The following is a 17,966-nucleotide window of genomic DNA, read 5'->3' as shown; positions in this document are numbered from 1 at the left end:
GGGTCGCGCGTCGGTCAATACTGGTATGACGATCACAGAGCGCAATCTCGACGGGTACGGCACACCGCCGATCGAATGGGACCGCGTCCGGGCGGTACTGGACGGTGAGCTGCCGCAGGCGCCGGGCACCGGCGGCCCGCATCGCCACACAGTCTGGCTGAGCACGATCGATCCCGACGGCAGCCCGCACGTCATGGCCGTCGGGGTGGTTCGGTGCGGCGGGAGTTGGTACTTCAGCTCCGGGCTTGCGACCCGCAAGTCGCGGAACCTGGCGCGCGATCCCCGATGCGTGCTCAGCGTCGCCACCGAGCCGTTCGACCTCGTGGTCGAGGGCACCGCCGAGCGGGTCACCGACGCCGGCGAACTTGCTTCCGTCGCAGCCGTTTTCGTCCACGACGGATGGCCCTGCGAGGTGGCGGGCGACGCGCTCACGGCGGAGTTCAGCGCGCCGTCGGCCGGTCCGCCGCCGTGGCACGTCTATCGGGTCAAGGCGTCGACGGTTTTCGCGCTCGGCACGTCGGAACCGTTCGGCGCCACCAAGTTTCAGCTGGGCTGAGCGGGAAGGCCGGCTGCGGCCCGAATCTCCCGGCGCACGGCCGCGCGGTCGGCATCCGGAAATATGTAGTGGCTCAACGCGGTCCGCGCGATCGCGCCGGCGAGGTCGCGCGGGCCCACCGCCGGGGAGAGGGCGCCCTCGCGGGCGCAGCGCCGCAAGACCGCCACCAGCCCGTCGGCGAGCATCGGCAGCGCGCGGGCCATCTGGTCGTGGGCGAACGTCGGCTCCAGGTCGAGCAGCCGCCCGGGCGGCTGGGCCTCGACGAAGGTCGCGACGACGTCGACCGCGGCCTCCAGCCGGGCGACGCCGACCACCCCGGACATCGCGTCGTCCATCGCGTCGGCGAAGCGGCGGCGCTCCCGGGATCCCAGCGCGTCGGTTAGCTCTTCCTTGGACGCGAAATAGCGGTAGATGGTGGGACGCGAAACCCCGGCCAGGGTCGCCACGTCCGACAGCGACATCCTCCGGGCGCCCGTCCGGAACACCAGCCGCTGGGCCGCGTCGAGGATCCGATCGGACAGATCCCCGACGGCGACGCCTACAGCTTGCCGAGCTCGCGCAGCCATGAGATCAGCAGCCGTAGGCCGTCATCGAAGGACATCGGCGCATAACCGAGCCGCCGGGTGGTCAGGTTGTCGGTCGCCCGGGGCTTGCGCTCGCTCTTTGCCGCGGCCTTCGCGATCGCCATCAGGGTGGGCCCGAACTCGGCGGTCAATGCCTCGGGGTCGCTGCGGTAGTCGAGATCCTCGACGCGGTGGTCGATTCCGGCGATCTCGCAGGCGCGGTTGATGCCGCCGGCGGTGCTGAAGGTGTCCTCCGGACGGCCGACCAGCAGGTAGCGCTCCCCGGCCACCCCCTTGTCCAGCGCCGCAATCGAACCCTTCGCGACGTCCGCCCCCGCCACCCAGGTCACGGGAAAAGCCAGATAGCGCTTGATCTTTCCGCGCATGCCGGCCAGCAACACCCGGTTGAAGCTGGTGCGGTGCAGGGCGCGCGCGACCACCAGGCCGGGCCCGAAGATCGCGCCGGGGTGGCACGTCAGCACGTCGTCGCCCGCGGCCGCGCGCCGGTGCGCCTCGAGGAAGGCGGCCAGCTTGGTGACGGTGTAGGGGTCACCCGGCGGGTTCTTCAGCACGGGCGCCTCTTCGAAATCGACGCCGGTGCTCAGGTCCAGGAACGTGGCGGTGCTCAGCGCGACCACCCGGCGCATGCCGTGGGCCTTGGCCGCGTCCAGGACGTTCGTGGTGCCGACGGTGTTGACGGCCTTGAAGTCGTCGAGGTCCTGGCTCGCGCCGCCCAGCAGCGCGGCGCAGTGGATGGCCGCCTCGGCGCCCTTCGCCGCGGCGAGCACGTCGTCGGCGTCGGTGATGTCGCCCTTGACCAGTTCGACGCCGATCCCGGCCAGCGCCGCGGCGTCGTCGGGCTCGCGCACCAGCGCGCGAACGCGGTCGCCGCGCTCGATCAGCTGCTGGCACACGTTGCCGCCGGTCTGCCCGGTCGCGCCGGTGACGAAGATCGTGCTGGCCATGGCGGCCCTCCCGTGCATTACATATCGAACATATTCAGTACAGACCGTAAACCTTGACGTGGAGATATTCTATAGTCATCGTCATGACACTCGATCCGTCCAGCGTGCTTCTGACCGACCGCGTCGCGGTCGTCACGGGCGGCGGCGCGGGCATCGGCCGCGGCATCGCGGCGGGGCTGAAGGCCTTCGGCGCCCGTGTCGCGATCTGGGAACGCAACCCCGACTCATGCGCCTCGGCCGCCGACGAGATCGGCGCGCTGGGTCTCACCGTCGACGTGCGGGACAGCGCCGCGGTGGACGCCGCGCTGGCGCAGACCTCCGCCGAGCTTGGGACGGTGACGATCCTGGTCAACAACGCCGGCGGGGTGTTCTGGTCGGGGATCCTCGACACCAGCGAGAACGGTTGGGACGCGCTGTACAAGTCGAACCTGCGCCACGTCTACCTGTGCACGCAGCGGGTGGCGCGCGTCCTCGTCGAACAGAAGCTGCCCGGCAGCGTCATCAGCGTCACCTCGATCGAGGGCGTGCGCGCCGCGCCCGGCTACGCGACGTACGCGGCGGCCAAGGCCGGCGTCATCAACTACACCAAGACCGCCGCGCTCGAGCTGGCCCCGCACGGCATCCGGGTCAACGCGCTGGCGCCCGACATCACCATGACCGAAGGCATCCGGGAGATCGCGCCGCCCGGCTCCGAACAGCGATTCGGCCTGACGGTGCCGATGGGGCGGGCCGGCCATGTCGACGAAATGGCCGGTGCGGCAGTCTTTCTCGCATCCGAGATGTCCAGCTACATCACCGGTCAAACGATCCACGTCGACGGCGGCACCCACGCCGCCAGCGGCTGGTATCACCATCCGGAGACCGGCGCGTACGCGCTCGGTCCGACGAGCGGCTGAGCGTGGCGCGGCCACAAGGGCGCCAATCGGGCGCTTCCGACAGCGAGATCGACGCTAGCGCGGCGGCCACTCGCACTTTTTCGCGCCAGCGTCGATCTCGGCGAGAACCGAACTCACGACGCACAACATCAGTCGCCGGTGTCGAGGCCGACGTGAGCGGACATCCCGCCGTCGATCGCGATCATCTGCCCGGTGATGTAGCGCGACGCGTCCGAAGCCAGGAACACGACGAGATCGGCGACGTCGCGCGGCTCCCCGAGGTACGGCGTCAGCGTGGCCCGGCCGAGGCGGCCGATGATCTCCTCGGACAGGTGCCCGCGAACGGCGTCGGTGACGATCAGCCCGGGCACGATCGTGTTGGCCCGCACGCCGGCCTTGCCCTCGCTGGTCGCGACGTACATCGTCAGGGTGTGCACCCCGGCCTTCGAGACGCCGTAGGCCAGGCGGGTGCGGTCGCCTTTCAGCGCGGCCCCCGACGACATGTTGACAATGGAACCCCCTCCGCCCCTTCGCATTTCGGGGACCACGTACTTGCACATCAGCAGCTGGCTGCCGAGGTTGACCTCCAGGGATCGCTGCCACACGTCCGGCGACATTTCGGTGACCGTGGTGTCCCGCGACAGGAAGTCGCTGGCGGTCAGGGCAGCGTTGTTGTGCAGCACGTCGACGCGGCCGAACTCCGCCACCGTCGATTCCACCACGTCTCGCGCCGTCGCCTCCCGCGCGAGATCCGCGCCGAGCGCGATCGCGCGGGCCCCCATGCGACGGATCTCGTCGGCGACCCCGGCGGCCCTCGCCTCGTCGACGTCGACCACGGCGACGGCGGCGCCCTCGCGGGCCAATTCGTGCGCCGTCGCCGCACCGATTCCGCCCGCACCGCCGGTGACTATCGCGACCTTGTCGGCAAGTCTGGACATCGAGTTCTCCCAACCATCGGGGCTTTTCGGCCTCGCACAAGAAAGTTAGCCTGATTTATGCCGCGTATTGCGCCAATCCCAATGGAAGAGCTGAGCTCGCGCTCCCGCGAGATCGTGGAGGCCGGTGTCGCCGCGGGTCTCTACGCGACCCCGGTGCCGCTGCAGATATTCGCGTATCGCAGCGCACAACTCGAACAGGTCGACATGGCCAGACACCACCTGGGTGCCGGCACGCTGCTCGGCGGCCGCATCCTGGAGCTGCTGCGCATCCGCAGCGCCCAACTCGGCGAGTGCGAACCCTGCAGTCAGTCGCGCAAGCACGACTCGATCACCGACGAGGACGTCGCCTGCCTGCTCGCCCCGGGTCATGGCGACCTCACCCCGCAGGAGCAGATGGCCGTCGAGTTCCTCGACTTGCTTTCGTCCGACCATCACGCCATGGACGACGAGTTCTACAAGCGGCTGGGGGAGCACTTCACCGCCGCGCAGATCATCGAGCTGGGGTTCACTTGCGCCGGGGTGATGGGCGTGCACCGCTTCATCCACACCCTCGACGTCTACGGCGAGTCGCCGCCCGTCATCGAATACACCCAGGATCAGGTCGACAGCACCAAGCCTGAGTGACTAGGTGAGCGGATAGGGTCCGAAGCGGCCCCACGCGACGAAGACGGCGAGCGCCAGCAGCACCGCGTTCATCGCGACAAACGGTGTCTCCTTGCGCCGGGCGTGCACCACGGCGGCGCCGATCATCACCGCCGCGAGCCCAACCGCGGCCAGCGGCACCAGGATTGGCGCGATGTGCACCAGGGCCGGCACGATCAGCCCGATCGCGCCGAGGATCTCGGCGACCCCGATGAGCCGGATCGCCGACGGGCTGTAGTCCTCCGCCCACCCGAACCCCGAGCCCACCAATTGGTCCTTGGTGCGAACCAGTTTCAACAGCCCGCTCCCGACGAATGCGACCGCGAGGACGATCGCAACGATCCACAGCGCCTGGTTCATCTCGCGATCATTCAATCCCGCGCCGTCCGCCGCAAGGGTGTCGGGGTCTGGCCCGAGAACCGGCTATGCGCCGTCGTTGCCGTCGCGCAGGGAATGGATCATGCGCTGCAGGATCCGGAAAGCGTTGGACTGCTCGGCATCGGTCATGCCGGTCAGCATTCGTAGCTCGACGGATCGGACGGCTACGGTCGCCTTCTCCAGGCTCCGTCGGCCGCGAGGGGTGAGCCGCGTGGGAAGAACCTTGCCGACGGGTGCCTCCGCGGGCCTGGTCACGTAGCCGTCTCGTTCCAGACCCTGGAGCACCACATTCATCGACTGCCGTGTCACGAACGCGCCCCGGGCGAGCTCGGAGTTCGACAGGCCCGGGCGTTGAGCCAGCAGCTCTAGGCAGGAGTACTGCGTGACGCTCAGACCGAGTGGGCGCAGCACCTCTTCCATCGCGGCGCGAAGGACGCTCGACGCTTCTTTCAGCAGGTAGCCCAGTGACGTCTCCAGGTCGACACCGGCGCCATCTTGACTCATGTCAGCATTCTGACATAGATTGCTATGTGTCAGAAAACTGACATGAGGAGGAAAGGAGCACCGTCATGCCCGCCACCGGCCCCGATTTCATCTCGCTGCAGGCGCGCGACCTCGACGCTTCGCAGGCGTTCTACGAGCAGTACCTCGGACTGGTCCGCTCGCAGGCCGGGCCTCCGCACGCCGTCGTCTTCCAGACGAAGCCGATCGCGTTCGCACTGCGCGACGTCGTTCCCGGCACCGATCTCGGATCCGTCGCACAGCCCGGCATCGGTGCCGCGATCTGGCTCCATGCCACAGACGTTCAGGCCATTCACGACGCTCTCGTCGCCGACGGTCACACCATCGTCTCCGCACCGATCGACGGCCCCTTCGGGCGGACGTTCACCTTCGCCGACCCCGACGGCTACCAGGTCACTCTCCACGACCGCGCCTGATTTGCCACTGGAACGGCGAATACCGTTGCGCGAGAATGACGCCATGTCCGACCGATCCTTCGACGAGACCAACGCATTTCATCGAATGATGCGCACCTTCGCCGCCACGAAGGTGGGGGCGGCGTTTATGCGCCCGACGGCACACCACCTGGACCGGCTCGTCGCCAAGCTCACCGGCGGTCGAAGCAGCTTCGCCTTGATCGCGACCGGGGTCCCCGCGGTCTTGCTCACCACCACCGGCGCGAAGTCCGGGCAGCCTCGGAGCGTCGCGGTGTATGGAATTCCGCACCCCGATGGCGTGGGGCTGATCGCGTCCAACTGGGGCGGCGAAAAGCACCCGGCCTGGTACTACAACCTCAAGGCCAACCCGTCGGCCACGGTGTCGATCGGGCGCGACACCTGGCAGGCCACCGCCCGGCTCGCCACGCCCGCGGAGCGGGACGAGATCTGGGCGAAAGGGGTCAAGATGTACCCCGGCTGGCGCAAGTACGAACGGCGGGCGGGCGACCGCCACATCGAGGCGTTCATCCTCAGCCGGACGTGAGGGCATAAGACCGCCGGAAGGTGGGTATTTCTCGTGGGCTGGCGGGCATCTGATCATGCCGGAGGTCCGTATAAGGAACCCGTCCACTGGCGGTGGGAGCAACACATGAACCGCGGCGACGACGACCAACACCTCACCGAAGCGGTGGGGGAGACGACCGCGGATTACGGCACTCAGTTCCTCGACGAGCCGGATGACGGTTCGACCGCCACCGAGGCGCAAACCGTCGAACGGCTGCCGAGCGGATCCGCGCTGCTGATCGTCAAGCGCGGCCCGAACGCCGGCTCCCGATTCTTGCTCGATCGACCCGTTACGTCGGCGGGGCGCCATCCCGACAGCGACATTCTTCTCGACGACGTCACCGTGAGCCGCCGTCACGCGGAGTTTCGGCTCGACGAGGACGGCAGCTGGGCCGTCGCCGACGTCGGGAGCCTCAACGGCACCTACGTCAACCGGCAGGCGGTGGACTCCACAGTGCTGGCCAACAACGACGAAGTGCAGATCGGTAAATTCCGGCTGGTCTTCCTGACCGGATAGCCGAGTCAGCCCTTCATTCCCCGCTCGCTTCGGACGAGCAGGGCGGGGCCGCCCAGCATGAGCGCCAGCGCGAAGCCGGTGACGTCGGTGCTGGTGGGTTGGTGGGTGCTCATGTCGAACGCGGTGATCCCGAAGGTGACGAGCAGGGTGAGCACGAAGATCATGCCGGTATAGCGGGCCGGCGCGAACGCGAGGAAGACGAGGCCGATCACGGCGATGAACAGCGACAACATCAGGTCGGCGCCTGCGCTTCGCGTCTGGTCAACCTAGCCTCCTCATCGCCAGGCACACAGCGTAGCCGGTGCGACATTGGCATGGGGGTGAATTCCCCGTTGAACTGCGTGAATGTGAGTGCCCCCGGCAGGATTCGAACCTGCGGCCTTCTGCTCCGGAGGCAGACGCTCTATCCCCTGAGCTACGGGGGCGCACCGATATAGACGTAGCGCCAATGGGCCCCGCTAGACTAGCGCATCCTGGTCGCTGCTTCGTCACGGCGACGATTCGGGGGGAGAGCACCGGAGCCAATAGGATGGACGCTCGTGACCCCCGCCGACCTGGCTGAGCTGCTCAAAGTCACCGCCGCCGCGGTGCTTGCCGAGCGCGGGCTGGACGCTGCCGCGTTGCCGGCGACGGTCACCGTCGAACGGCCGCGTAATCCCGATCACGGTGACTACGCCAGCAACCTGGCGCTGCAGCTGGCCAAGAAGGTCGGCGCCAACCCGCGTGAGCTGGCCGGATGGCTCGCCGAAAAGCTGGCCGACGCCGACGGCATCGCGCAGGCGGAGGTGGCCGGGCCGGGCTTCATCAACATGCGCCTCGAGGCGTCGGCGCAGGCGGTGGTCGTCACCAACGTCATCGACGCCGGCGACGAGTTCGGGTACTCCGACGACCTGGCCGGGCGGAAGGTCAACCTGGAATTCGTCTCGGCCAACCCGACGGGGCCGATCCACATCGGCGGCACCCGGTGGGCCGCGGTCGGCGACGCGCTGGGCCGGTTGCTGTCCACCCAGGGCGCCGACGTGGTGCGCGAGTACTACTTCAACGACCACGGCGCGCAGATCGACCGGTTCGCGAACTCGTTGATCGCGGCGGCCAAGGGCGAGCCGACGCCCCAGGACGGCTACGCGGGCGCCTACATCAATGACATCGCCGCGCAGGTGCTGGCGAAGGCGCCCGACGCGCTGAGCCTGCCCGAGCCCGAAATGCACGAGACTTTCCGCGAAATCGGCGTCGACCTGATGTTCACCCACATCAAGGAGTCGCTGCACGAGTTCGGCACCGACTTCGACGTGTACACCCACGAAGACTCGATGCACACCAGCGGCCGGGTCGAGCAGGCCATCGCCCGGCTCCGCGGCACCGGCAACGTCTACGAGAAGGACGGCGCAACCTGGTTGCGCACCAGCGCTTTCGGTGACGACAAGGACCGCGTCGTGATCAAGAGCGACGGCAAGCCGGCTTACATCGCGGGCGACATCGCCTACTACCTGGACAAGCGGCAACGCGGTTTCGACCTGTGCATCTACATGCTCGGGGCCGACCACCACGGCTACATCGCGCGGCTGAAGGCGGTGGCCGCCGCGTTCGGCGAGGACCCGGCCACCGTCGAGGTGCTCATCGGCCAGCTGGTCAACCTGGTCCGCGACGGCCAGCCGGTCCGGATGAGCAAGCGGGCCGGGACGGTGCTGACGCTCGACGACCTGGTCGAGGCCATCGGCGTCGACGCCGCGCGCTACAGCCTGATCCGCTCCTCGGTGGACACCCCGATCGACATCGACCTGGCGCTGTGGTCCTCGGCGTCCAACGAAAACCCGGTCTATTACGTGCAATACGCGCACGCGCGGCTGTCGGCGCTGGCCCGCAACGCCGCCGAGCTCGGCCTGGTCCCCGACACGACACACCTCGAGCTGCTCAGCCACGACAAAGAGGGCGCGCTGCTGCGCAGCATCGGCGAGTTTCCGCGAGTGGTGAAAACCGCCGCCGCGCTACGGGAGCCGCACCGGATCTGCCGCTACCTGGAGGACCTCGCCGGCGACTACCACCGGTTCTACGACTCGTGCCGCGTCCTGCCGCAGGGCGACGAGCAGCCCACCGACCTGCACACCGCACGGCTGGCGCTGTGCCAGGCCGCCCGCCAGGTCATCGCCAACGGCCTGACCATCCTCGGCGTCACCGCACCGGAGCGAATGTGAACGTCCACCCCGCCGGTCCCCGGCACGCCGACGAGGCGCGTCACGCCGAAAGCCCGCCGCGGCCGCAATCCCCCGAGGAGCTGCTGCGGCTGGCGCCGAACGTGTGGCCGCGCAGCACAACTCGTGACGAACACGGGGCCGCCGTCGTCGGCGGGGTCGCGGTCACCGACCTCGCCCAGGAGTACGGGACCCCGTTGTTCGTCATCGACGAGGACGACTTCCGCTCCCGCTGCCACGACCTGGCGACGGCGTTCGGCGGCGGCCACAACGTGCATTACGCCGCCAAGGCGTTCCTGTGCACCGAAATAGCGCGCTGGATCAACGAAGAGGGCCTCTCGCTGGACGTGTGCACCGGCGGGGAACTGGCCGTCGCGCTGCACGCGGACTTCCCGCCGGAGCGGATCACGTTGCACGGCAACAACAAATCCGTCGCGGAATTGACCGCCGCGGTCAAGGCCGGCGTGGGCCACATCGTCCTGGACTCGATGATCGAAATCGAGCGCCTGGACGCCATCGCGGGCGAGGCGGGCATCGTCCAGGACGTGCTGGTGCGACTGACCGTCGGGGTCGAGGCGCACACCCACGAGTTCATCTCCACCGCCCACGAGGACCAGAAGTTCGGGCTGTCGGTGGCCAGCGGCGCGGCGATGGCGGCGGTGCGCCGCGTGTTCGACACCGATCACCTGCGGCTGGTCGGGCTGCACAGCCACATCGGCTCGCAGATCTTCGACGTCGCCGGCTTCGAGATCGCCGCCCACCGCGTGATCGGGCTGCTGCACGAGATCGTCGACGAGTTCGGCGTCGACAAGACCGCCCAGCTGTCGACGGTCGATCTCGGTGGCGGCTTTGGCATCTCGTACCTGGCGCCCGACGATCCGCCGCCGATCGCGGAGCTGGCCGACAGCCTCAACGCCATCGTGCGCAGCGAGTCGGCCGCCGTGGGGCTGCCCACCCCCAGGCTGGTCGTCGAGCCGGGCCGCGCCATCGTCGGGCCCGGCACCATCACCCTCTACGAGGTCGGCACCGTCAAGGACGTCGACGTGAGCGCGACCGCGCACCGGCGCTACGTCAGCGTCGACGGCGGCATGAGCGACAACATCCGGACCGCGCTCTACGACGCGCAGTACGACGCCCGGCTGGTCTCGCGGGTCAGCGACGCTCCCGCGGAGCTGGCCCGCATCGTCGGAAAGCACTGCGAGACGGGCGACATCGTCGTCCGCGACACCTGGGTCCCGGGGGATCTGCAGCCGGGCGACCTGCTCGGGGTCGCCGCCACCGGCGCCTACTGCTATTCGCTGTCGAGCCGCTACAACATGATCGGCCGGCCCGCGGTGGTGGCCGTGCGCGGCGGGCGCGCCCGCCTGGTGCTGCGCCGCGAGACGGTCGACGATCTCTTGAGTCTGGAAGTGAGGTGACCCGTGCCCGGTGACGAAAAGCCCGTCGGCGTAGCGGTACTCGGGTTGGGCAACGTCGGCAGCGAAGTCGTCCGCATCATCGAGGACAGCGCCGCGGACCTGGCGGCCCGCGTCGGTGCCCCGCTGGTGCTGCGCGGCGTCGGGGTGCGTCGCGTCGCCGCCGACCGCGGCGTCCCCGTCGGGCTGCTGACCGACAACATCGAAGAGCTGGTGTCCCGCGCGGACGTCGACATCGTCGTCGAGCTGATGGGGCCCGTCGAGCCCGCCCGCACGGCGATCCTGTCCGCGCTCGAACACGGCAAGTCCGTCGTCACGGCCAACAAGGCCCTGCTGTCCATCTCCACCGGGGAGCTGGCCCAGGCGGCCGAAAATGCCCACGTCGACCTGTATTTCGAGGCCGCGGTCGCGGGGGCGATCCCCGTCATCCGCCCGCTCACCCAATCGCTGGCCGGTGACACCGTGCTGCGGGTGGCCGGCATCGTCAACGGCACCACGAACTACATCCTGTCCGAGATGGACAGCACCGGCGCCGACTACGACAGCGCCCTGGCCGACGCCAGCGCGCTGGGCTACGCCGAGGCAGATCCCACCGCCGACGTCGAGGGCTACGACGCCGCGGCCAAGGCCGCCATCCTCGCGTCCATCGCGTTCCACACCCGGGTGCACGCCGACGACGTCTATCGCGAGGGCATCACCAAGATCACCCCGGCCGACTTCGCGTCCGCGCGGGCGCTGGGCTGCACCATCAAGCTGCTGTCCATCTGCGAGCGCGTCACGGGAGACGACGGCCAGCAACGGGTTTCGGCCCGCGTCTACCCCGCGCTGGTGCCGTTGTCGCATCCGCTGGCCACGGTCAGCGGGGCGTTCAACGCGGTGGTCGTGGAGGCCGCGGCCTCGGGGCGGCTGATGTTCTACGGCCAGGGCGCCGGCGGCGCGCCCACCGCGTCGGCGGTCACCGGCGACCTGGTGATGGCCGCCCGCAACCGGGTGCTGGGCAGCCGCGGACCCAAGGAGTCCCGGTACGCCCAACTGCCCATCGCCCCAATGGGTCTCATCCCCACCCGCTACTACGTCAGCATGAACGTCGCCGACGAGCCCGGCGTGTTGGCCTCGGTGGCAACGGAATTCGCCAAACGCGAGGTGAGCATCGCCGAGGTCCGCCAGGAAGGCATGGTCGACGAGGGCGGCCGGCGGATCGGGGCCCGCGTCGTGGTCGTCACCCACACCGCCACCGACGCCGCGCTCTCCGAAACCGTCGGCGCGCTGGCCGATTTGGACGTCGTGCAGGGCGTGACGAGCGTGCTGCGACTGGAAGGAAACGGCCTGTGAGCATCCCCCGTACGGCCACGCACCAACCCTGGCCGGGAGTGATCGCGGCCTACCGCGACCGGTTGCCGGTCGGCGACGACTGGACCCCGGTCACCCTCCTCGAGGGTGGCACCCCGCTGATCGCCGCGACCCGGCTCTCGGAAAAGACCGGCTGCACGGTCCATCTCAAGGTCGAAGGTCTCAATCCCACCGGCTCCTTCAAGGACCGGGGCATGACGATGGCGGTCACCGACGCCCTGGCCCGCGGCCAGCGGGCGGTGCTGTGCGCATCGACCGGCAACACCTCGGCCTCGGCGGCGGCCTACGCCGCGCGCGCCGGCATCACCTGCGCGGTGCTGATACCGCAGGGCAAGATCGCGATGGGCAAGCTGGCGCAGGCGGTCATGCACGGCGCCAAGATCATCCAGATCGACGGCAATTTCGACGACTGCCTGGAACTCGCCCGCAAGATGGCCGCGGACTTCCCGACGATCTCGCTGGTGAACTCCGTGAACCCGGTGCGCATCGAGGGCCAGAAGACGGCCGCATTCGAGATCGTCGACGCGCTGGGCGCCGCGCCCGACGTGCACGCGCTCCCGGTCGGCAACGCCGGCAACATCACCGCGTACTGGAAGGGCTACACCGAGTATCACCACGAGGGCGTGATCGACAGGCTGCCCCGCATGCTCGGCGCCCAGGCCGCCGGCGCCGCGCCCCTGGTGCACGGCGAACCGGTCCGCCACCCGGAGACCATCGCCACCGCGATCCGCATCGGCGCCCCGGCGTCGTGGACGGCCGCCGTCGCGGCGCAACAACAGTCCAACGGCCGGTTCCTGGCCGTCACGGACGAGGAGATCCTGGCGGCATACCATCTCGTGGCCGCCTCCGAAGGCGTCTTCGTCGAGCCGGCGTCCGCCGCCAGCATCGCGGGGCTACTCAAGGCCGTCGGCGACGGCTGGGTGGAGCGCGGGTCGACGGTGGTCTGCACCGTGACCGGCAATGGCCTCAAGGATCCCGACACCGCGCTGAAGGACATGCCGACCGTGTCCCCGTTGCCGGTCGATCCCGTCCTCGTCGTCGAACAACTGGGCCTCGCGTAAGACATGAATGCCCAGATGCTGCCCGCCGGGCTGGTGGCCAGCGCCGTGGTGTCGGCCTCCAGCGCAAACCTCGGCCCCGGCTTCGACAGCATCGGCCTGGCGCTGGACCTGCGCGACGAGATCGTCGTGGAGACAATAGATTCCGGCCTGCAGGTGGAAGTCGAGGGCGAGGGCGCCGACCAGGTGCCGCTCGACGCCGAACACCTGGTGGTGCGCGCGGTGCGGCGCGGGCTGGACGCCGCGGGCGTCGGCGCGCCCGGCCTGGTGGTGCGCTGTCGCAACGCCATCCCGCACTCCCGCGGCCTGGGCTCGTCGGCGGCGGCCGTCGTCGGGGGGCTGGCGGCCGTGAACGGGCTTGTCGCGCAGACAAATTCGACCCCGCTGAGCGTTGACCAGCTGATCCAGCTGTGCTCGGAATTCGAGGGCCACCCCGACAACGCCGCGGCCGCGGTGCTGGGCGGCGCGGTGGTCTCCTGGACCGACAGCGCCGGTGAGCGGCCCCGGTACGCGGCGGTGCCACTGCGGCTGCACCCGGACATCCACCTGTTCTGCGCGATTCCCGAGGAGCGCTCGCTGACCGCCGAGACCCGGGTGCTGCTGCCCAGCCTGGTCGGCCACGACGAGGCCAGCTTCAACGTCAGCCGGGCCGCGTTGCTGGTGGTCGCGCTCACCGAGCGCCCCGACCTGCTGATGCCGGCCACCGAAGACCTGCTGCACCAACCCCAGCGTGCCCCCGCGATGCGGGCATCGGCGGAATATTTGCGGCTGCTGCGGCGTCATAACGTCGCGGCGACGCTTTCTGGGGCCGGACCCTCCCTGATCGCACTGAGCACGGAACCGGAGTTACCCACAGAGGCGTTGGAGCATGGCGCCACCCACGGATTTGCCGTCACCAAGATGTCCGCCGGCGAAGGAGTTCGCTGGAGCCCGGGCGTCACCGTCGCCGGTTAATCCACGGCGTGGCCGGAGGGTTTGCTTGCTTCCGACCGTGATGCAGGTTATCCTCGGAGCCGTCCAGCAATCGCAGCATCTGCATCTGCAACTGCCTTGCCGCTAGGACAACACCAATTCTTCTCGTGAACGAGGTTCGCCGTCTTCTCCGCCGATCCGGGCGATCACCGTTGCAGAGACGATGATTGGGCGCACTCGGCAAATTGGCTGAATGCAACGAACCCCCGTATGACCTGATCAGCGGGGGAAGAAAGGAACTCCGTGACAGATACGGACCTATTCACGGCTGGGGAAAACACCGATAGCAATCACGCTTCGGACGCCGTGACCACAGACACACCCGACGTCAAAACCAACGCCTCGGCCGGCTCCCTGTCCACCATGGTGCTGCCCGAGCTGCGTGCGCTGGCCACCCAGGCCGGCGTCAAGGGCACGTCCGGGATGCGCAAGAACGAACTGATCGCCGCGATAAAGGAAATCAGGGGACAGGCCAACGGGACATCGGCACCCGCCGCCCCGGCGGACAGCGGCAAATCCGACCAATCCGACACGGCCACCGCCGATGCCGCGGCCGAAGCGCCGGCCGCGCAAGGGGAACAGAACGGTTCCACCGGCGAGGCGCCGCGCCGCGAACGACGCGGTGCCGCCCGCGAAGCGGGATCACCGGCCGAGGAGCGGGACCGCGACGACGTCGACGCCCAAAAGGGCGGGGCCGCTCGCGAAACCGACAAGCGCCAAGACCGCCAGCAGGACACCAAAACCGACGAGCGCGGCGGCGACCAGGGCGGCCAGCAGAATCGCGGCGGCGGCTCGAACCAGCAGGACGACGACGGCGAAGGCCGTCAGGGCCGGCGGGGACGCCGGTTCCGCGACCGCGACCGCCGGCGCCGTGGCGAACGGTCGGGCGAGGGGGCCGACACCGAGCTCCGCGAGGACGACGTCGTCCAGCCCGTCGCCGGAATCCTTGACGTGCTCGACAATTACGCGTTCGTGCGCACCTCCGGCTACCTGGCCGGCCCGCACGACGTCTACGTCTCCATGAACATGGTGCGCAAGAACGGCCTGCGCCGCGGAGACGCGGTGACCGGCGCGGTTCGGGTGCCCCGGGACGGCGAGCAGCCCAACCAGCGGCAGAAGTTCAACCCGCTGGTGCGCCTGGACAGCGTCAACGGCGGCTCGGTCGAAGAGGCCAAGAAGCGGCCCGATTTCTCCAAGTTGACGCCGTTGTACCCCAACCAGCGGCTGCGCCTGGAGACCACGCCGGACCGGCTGACCACGCGGGTCATCGACCTGATCATGCCGATCGGCAAGGGCCAGCGCGCGCTGATCGTGTCGCCGCCCAAGGCGGGTAAGACGACCATCCTGCAGGACATCGCCAACGCGATCACCAAGAACAACCCGGAATGCCACCTCATGGTCGTCCTCGTCGACGAGCGGCCCGAGGAGGTCACCGACATGACGCGCTCGGTCAAGGGCGAGGTCATCGCCTCGACGTTCGACCGGCCGCCGTCGGACCACACCTCGGTCGCCGAGCTGGCCATCGAACGCGCCAAGCGGCTCGTCGAGCAGGGCAAGGACGTCGTGGTGCTGCTCGACTCGATCACCCGGCTCGGCCGCGCCTACAACAACGCGTCGCCCGCGTCGGGCCGGATCCTGTCCGGTGGTGTCGACTCCACCGCGCTGTACCCGCCGAAGCGCTTCCTCGGCGCCGCCCGCAACATCGAGGAGGGCGGGTCGCTGACCATCATCGCCACCGCGATGGTCGAGACCGGGTCCACCGGTGACACGGTCATCTTCGAGGAGTTCAAGGGCACCGGTAACGCCGAGCTCAAGCTGGACCGCAAGATCTCCGAACGCCGGGTCTTCCCCGCGGTCGACGTGAACCCGTCCGGCACCCGCAAGGACGAGCTGCTGCTCTCGCCCGACGAGTTCGGCATCGTGCACAAGCTGCGCCGCGTGCTGTCGGGTCTGGACCCCCACCAGGCCATCGACCTGCTGATGTCGCAGCTGCGCAAGACGAAGACCAACTACGAGTTCCTGGTGCAGGTGTCCAAGACGACCCCCGGGTCGATGGACAACGACTAACCCACCCGCGCCGTGGCGGAGACGCTGCAGCAACTGCTTCGGCAGCGCTTGGAGCAGGACACGCCGGCACTGAAGTACGGCGACCGCGTCTGGACCTGGCGTGAGCACCTGACCGACGCCGCCACCACCGCGGCCGCCGTCATCCGGCTCGCCGACCCGGACCGTCCGCTGCACGTGGGCGCCCTGCTGGGCAACACGCCCGAGATGCTCACGGCCATGGCGTCGGCGGCGCTCGGCGGCTTCGTGCTGTGCGGCATCAACGACACCCGCCGCGGCGCCGCACTGGCGCGCGACATCGCCCGCGCCGACTGCCAGATCGTGCTCACCGATCCGGCGCACCAGGGGCTGCTGGACGGCCTCGACCTGCCCGGCGTGCAGGTCTTCGACGTGTCCGCCGCCCCGTGGCGGGCGCTGCTGGCCGACGCCGGACCGCTGACGCCGCATCGCGAGGTCGCGCCGACCGACACCTTCATGATGCTGTTCACCTCGGGCACCAGCGGCGACCCGAAGGCCGTGCAGGTGACCCACCTCAGCGTGCTGTTCGCCGGCGCGACGCTGATCGGGCGGTTCGGCCTCGACGCGTCTGAGGTCTGTTACCTGTCGATGCCCCTGTTCCACGCCAACACGCTCTTCGCCGGGTGGAGCGTGGCCGTGGGGGCGGGCGCGGCAATGGTCCCCGCGACGTTCTCGGCGTCCGGGGTGCTGGGAGACCTGCGCCGCTACGGGGCCACCTTCATGAACTACGTCGGCAAGCCGCTGGCCTTCGTGCTGGCCACGCCGGCGCGACCGGACGACCGCGACAACCCGCTGCGGGTGGCGGTCGGCAACGAGGCGAGCGATCGCGACATCGCCGAGTTCAGCCGGCGGTTCGACTGCACGGTGTGGGACGGGTTCGGCTCCACCGAGGCGGCGATCGTCATCACCCGCGAAGACGGCTGCCCGCCGGGGTCGCTGGGCCGGGGCTTTCCCGGGGTCGCCGTCTACAACCCCGACACCTTGGCGGAGTGCCCGCCCGCCACCTTCCACGAAGGCGCCCTGACCAACGCCGACGAGGCGATCGGGGAGCTGGTCAACACGACCGGAGCGGGGCTGTTCGCCGGCTACTACAACGACCCGCAGGCAACCGACGCGCGCCTGCGGCACGGCATGTTCTGGTCCGGCGACCTCGCCTACCGCGACGCCGACGGGTGGATCTACTTCGCCGGGCGCAGCGGCGAGTGGTTGCGCGTCGACGGGGAGAACATGACCACGGCGCCCATCGAGCGCATCTTGCAGCGGTTGGCGCCGGTCAACCACGTCGCGGTGTACGCGGTGCCCGACGAATACGTCGGCGACCAGGTGATGGCGGCGATCGTGCTGGCCGACAGCGCGGAGCTGACGCCCGAGGAATTCGGCCGGTTCCTGGCCGACCAGCCCGACCTGTCGCCCAAGGCGTGGCCGCGCCGCGTCTGGCTCGCCGACCGCCTGCCGATCACGGCGACCAACAAGATCCTCAAACGCGAGCTCACCGCGCTGGGCCCGACGCCCGGCCCCGGCGCGCTGTGGACCCGCGAGGCAAAAAGCCGCGTCTACCGCGAAATGTCCCGGCCCTGAGCGGCCGGGAATGCGGGCGACCAGCTCGCTGTTTGGGCTGATGTAGATTGACCTGGCATAATCGACGGTCGACTACCCCAGGACCTGATCAGGTTCCCGGAGTTCGCGCCCGGTCCGGGCGGCAAACGATCGAAGAGGACATCATGAAAGCTGACATTCATCCCGCGTACGGCGAGACCACCGTGCATTGCGGGTGCGGGAACACCTTCACCACCCGCAGCACCAAGCCCGGCGGGCAGATACACGTCGAGGTCTGCTCGCAGTGCCACCCCTTCTACACCGGCAAGCAGAAGATCCTCGACAGCGGCGGCCGGGTGGCCCGCTTCGAGAAGCGCTACGGCAAGCGCAAGGCCGCGGCCGACTCGGCCGAGTCGACCGACAAATAG

Annotated in this window: 20 protein-coding genes and 1 tRNA gene; 14 read left to right on the top strand and 7 right to left on the bottom strand. The window is 69.2% G+C overall.

What is annotated here, in order from left to right; genetic code table 11:
• The first annotated feature begins 25 nt into the window (after positions 1-25).
• Positions 26-556, top strand: coding sequence for a pyridoxamine 5'-phosphate oxidase family protein (locus tag A5655_RS03760; RefSeq protein WP_067005704.1), 531 nt, complete (start codon positions 26-28; stop codon positions 554-556).
• Here the strand turns inward: A5655_RS03760 and A5655_RS03755 are convergent.
• Positions 544-1,122 (bottom strand): TetR/AcrR family transcriptional regulator, encoded by a 579-nt coding sequence (locus A5655_RS03755; protein WP_067005702.1) that lies wholly within the window; start codon positions 1,120-1,122, stop codon positions 544-546. The genes A5655_RS03760 and A5655_RS03755 overlap by 13 nt on opposite strands.
• A complete protein-coding gene (locus A5655_RS03750; protein ID WP_067005700.1) occupies positions 1,095-2,084 on the bottom strand; it encodes an NAD-dependent epimerase/dehydratase family protein in 990 nt (329 codons plus the stop codon). The genes A5655_RS03755 and A5655_RS03750 overlap by 28 nt, the downstream gene beginning before the upstream one ends.
• Before the next feature lie 83 nt (positions 2,085-2,167).
• On the opposite strand from A5655_RS03750, the gene A5655_RS03745 reads away from it, so the two are divergent.
• Positions 2,168-2,980 (top strand): SDR family NAD(P)-dependent oxidoreductase, encoded by an 813-nt coding sequence (locus tag A5655_RS03745; protein WP_067005698.1) that lies wholly within the window; start codon positions 2,168-2,170, stop codon positions 2,978-2,980.
• Positions 2,981-3,108: 128 nt separating this feature from the next.
• Here the strand turns inward: A5655_RS03745 and A5655_RS03740 are convergent, their stop codons facing one another.
• Complete coding sequence (locus tag A5655_RS03740) at positions 3,109-3,897, bottom strand: SDR family NAD(P)-dependent oxidoreductase (RefSeq protein WP_067005696.1); 789 nt, start codon at positions 3,895-3,897, stop codon at positions 3,109-3,111.
• Between the two features lie 81 nt (positions 3,898-3,978).
• Here A5655_RS03740 and A5655_RS03735 point away from each other — a divergent pair, with 81 nt between their 5' ends.
• A complete protein-coding gene (locus A5655_RS03735) occupies positions 3,979-4,521 on the top strand; it encodes a carboxymuconolactone decarboxylase family protein (RefSeq protein ID WP_231999057.1) in 543 nt (180 codons plus the stop codon).
• Here A5655_RS03735 and A5655_RS03730 read toward each other — a convergent pair whose 3' ends face one another.
• A complete protein-coding gene (locus tag A5655_RS03730) occupies positions 4,522-4,899 on the bottom strand; it encodes a DoxX family protein (protein WP_067005693.1) in 378 nt (125 codons plus the stop codon). It abuts the gene before it with no gap.
• A 63-nt stretch (positions 4,900-4,962) separates the two neighbouring features.
• A complete protein-coding gene (locus A5655_RS03725; RefSeq protein WP_067005691.1) occupies positions 4,963-5,421 on the bottom strand; it encodes a MarR family winged helix-turn-helix transcriptional regulator in 459 nt (152 codons plus the stop codon).
• Positions 5,422-5,486: 65 nt separating this feature from the next.
• Here A5655_RS03725 and A5655_RS03720 point away from each other — a divergent pair, with 65 nt between their 5' ends.
• The 3 genes from A5655_RS03720 (at position 5,487) to A5655_RS03710 (ending at position 6,936) form a co-directional block, all read left to right on the top strand.
• Positions 5,487-5,855: a VOC family protein gene (locus A5655_RS03720; protein ID WP_067005689.1), complete on the top strand. Its 369-nt coding sequence runs from the start codon at positions 5,487-5,489 to the stop codon at positions 5,853-5,855.
• Positions 5,856-5,898: 43 nt separating this feature from the next.
• Positions 5,899-6,399, top strand: coding sequence for a nitroreductase family deazaflavin-dependent oxidoreductase (locus A5655_RS03715; protein WP_067005779.1), 501 nt, complete (start codon positions 5,899-5,901; stop codon positions 6,397-6,399).
• 105 nt (positions 6,400-6,504) lie between these two features.
• Positions 6,505-6,936, top strand: coding sequence for an FHA domain-containing protein (locus tag A5655_RS03710; RefSeq protein ID WP_067005687.1), 432 nt, complete (start codon positions 6,505-6,507; stop codon positions 6,934-6,936).
• 5 nt (positions 6,937-6,941) lie between these two features.
• Here the strand turns inward: A5655_RS03710 and A5655_RS03705 are convergent, their stop codons facing one another.
• On the bottom strand, positions 6,942-7,169 hold the full coding sequence (locus A5655_RS03705) for a hypothetical protein (protein WP_067005685.1): 228 nt from the start codon (positions 7,167-7,169) through the stop codon (positions 6,942-6,944).
• A gap of 119 nt (positions 7,170-7,288) precedes the next feature.
• A tRNA-Arg gene (locus tag A5655_RS03700) sits at positions 7,289-7,361 on the bottom strand.
• 114 nt (positions 7,362-7,475) lie between these two features.
• Between A5655_RS03700 and argS the strand changes: the two genes are divergently transcribed.
• From argS to rpmE, 8 genes are all read left to right on the top strand, one after another.
• On the top strand, positions 7,476-9,128 hold the full coding sequence (gene argS / locus A5655_RS03695) for an arginine--tRNA ligase (RefSeq protein ID WP_067005684.1): 1,653 nt from the start codon (positions 7,476-7,478) through the stop codon (positions 9,126-9,128).
• Complete coding sequence (gene lysA / locus A5655_RS03690) at positions 9,125-10,543, top strand: diaminopimelate decarboxylase (protein ID WP_067005682.1); 1,419 nt, start codon at positions 9,125-9,127, stop codon at positions 10,541-10,543. Before argS ends, lysA begins: the two co-directional genes overlap by 4 nt.
• 3 nt (positions 10,544-10,546) lie before the next feature.
• Positions 10,547-11,872 (top strand): homoserine dehydrogenase, encoded by a 1,326-nt coding sequence (locus A5655_RS03685; protein ID WP_067005680.1) that lies wholly within the window; start codon positions 10,547-10,549, stop codon positions 11,870-11,872.
• Positions 11,869-12,951: a threonine synthase gene (thrC, locus tag A5655_RS03680; RefSeq protein ID WP_067005678.1), complete on the top strand. Its 1,083-nt coding sequence runs from the start codon at positions 11,869-11,871 to the stop codon at positions 12,949-12,951. The genes A5655_RS03685 and thrC overlap by 4 nt, the downstream gene beginning before the upstream one ends.
• A gap of 3 nt (positions 12,952-12,954) precedes the next feature.
• Positions 12,955-13,902, top strand: coding sequence for a homoserine kinase (gene thrB / locus A5655_RS03675; RefSeq protein ID WP_197508582.1), 948 nt, complete (start codon positions 12,955-12,957; stop codon positions 13,900-13,902).
• 261 nt (positions 13,903-14,163) lie between these two features.
• Complete coding sequence (rho, locus tag A5655_RS03670) at positions 14,164-15,987, top strand: transcription termination factor Rho (protein ID WP_067005676.1); 1,824 nt, start codon at positions 14,164-14,166, stop codon at positions 15,985-15,987.
• Between the two features lie 12 nt (positions 15,988-15,999).
• Complete coding sequence (gene fadD1 / locus A5655_RS03665; protein WP_067005674.1) at positions 16,000-17,580, top strand: fatty-acid--CoA ligase FadD1; 1,581 nt, start codon at positions 16,000-16,002, stop codon at positions 17,578-17,580.
• 143 nt (positions 17,581-17,723) lie between these two features.
• A complete protein-coding gene (rpmE, locus tag A5655_RS03660) occupies positions 17,724-17,966 on the top strand; it encodes a 50S ribosomal protein L31 (protein WP_066928738.1) in 243 nt (80 codons plus the stop codon).

Source organism: Mycobacterium sp. 1081908.1 (assembly GCF_001673535.1).
In the GTDB taxonomy this organism is placed as follows: Bacteria; Actinomycetota; Actinomycetes; order Mycobacteriales; family Mycobacteriaceae; genus Mycobacterium.
Note: the sequence above shows the minus strand (reverse complement) of the source record. Positions and strands in the feature narration are given on the sequence as shown.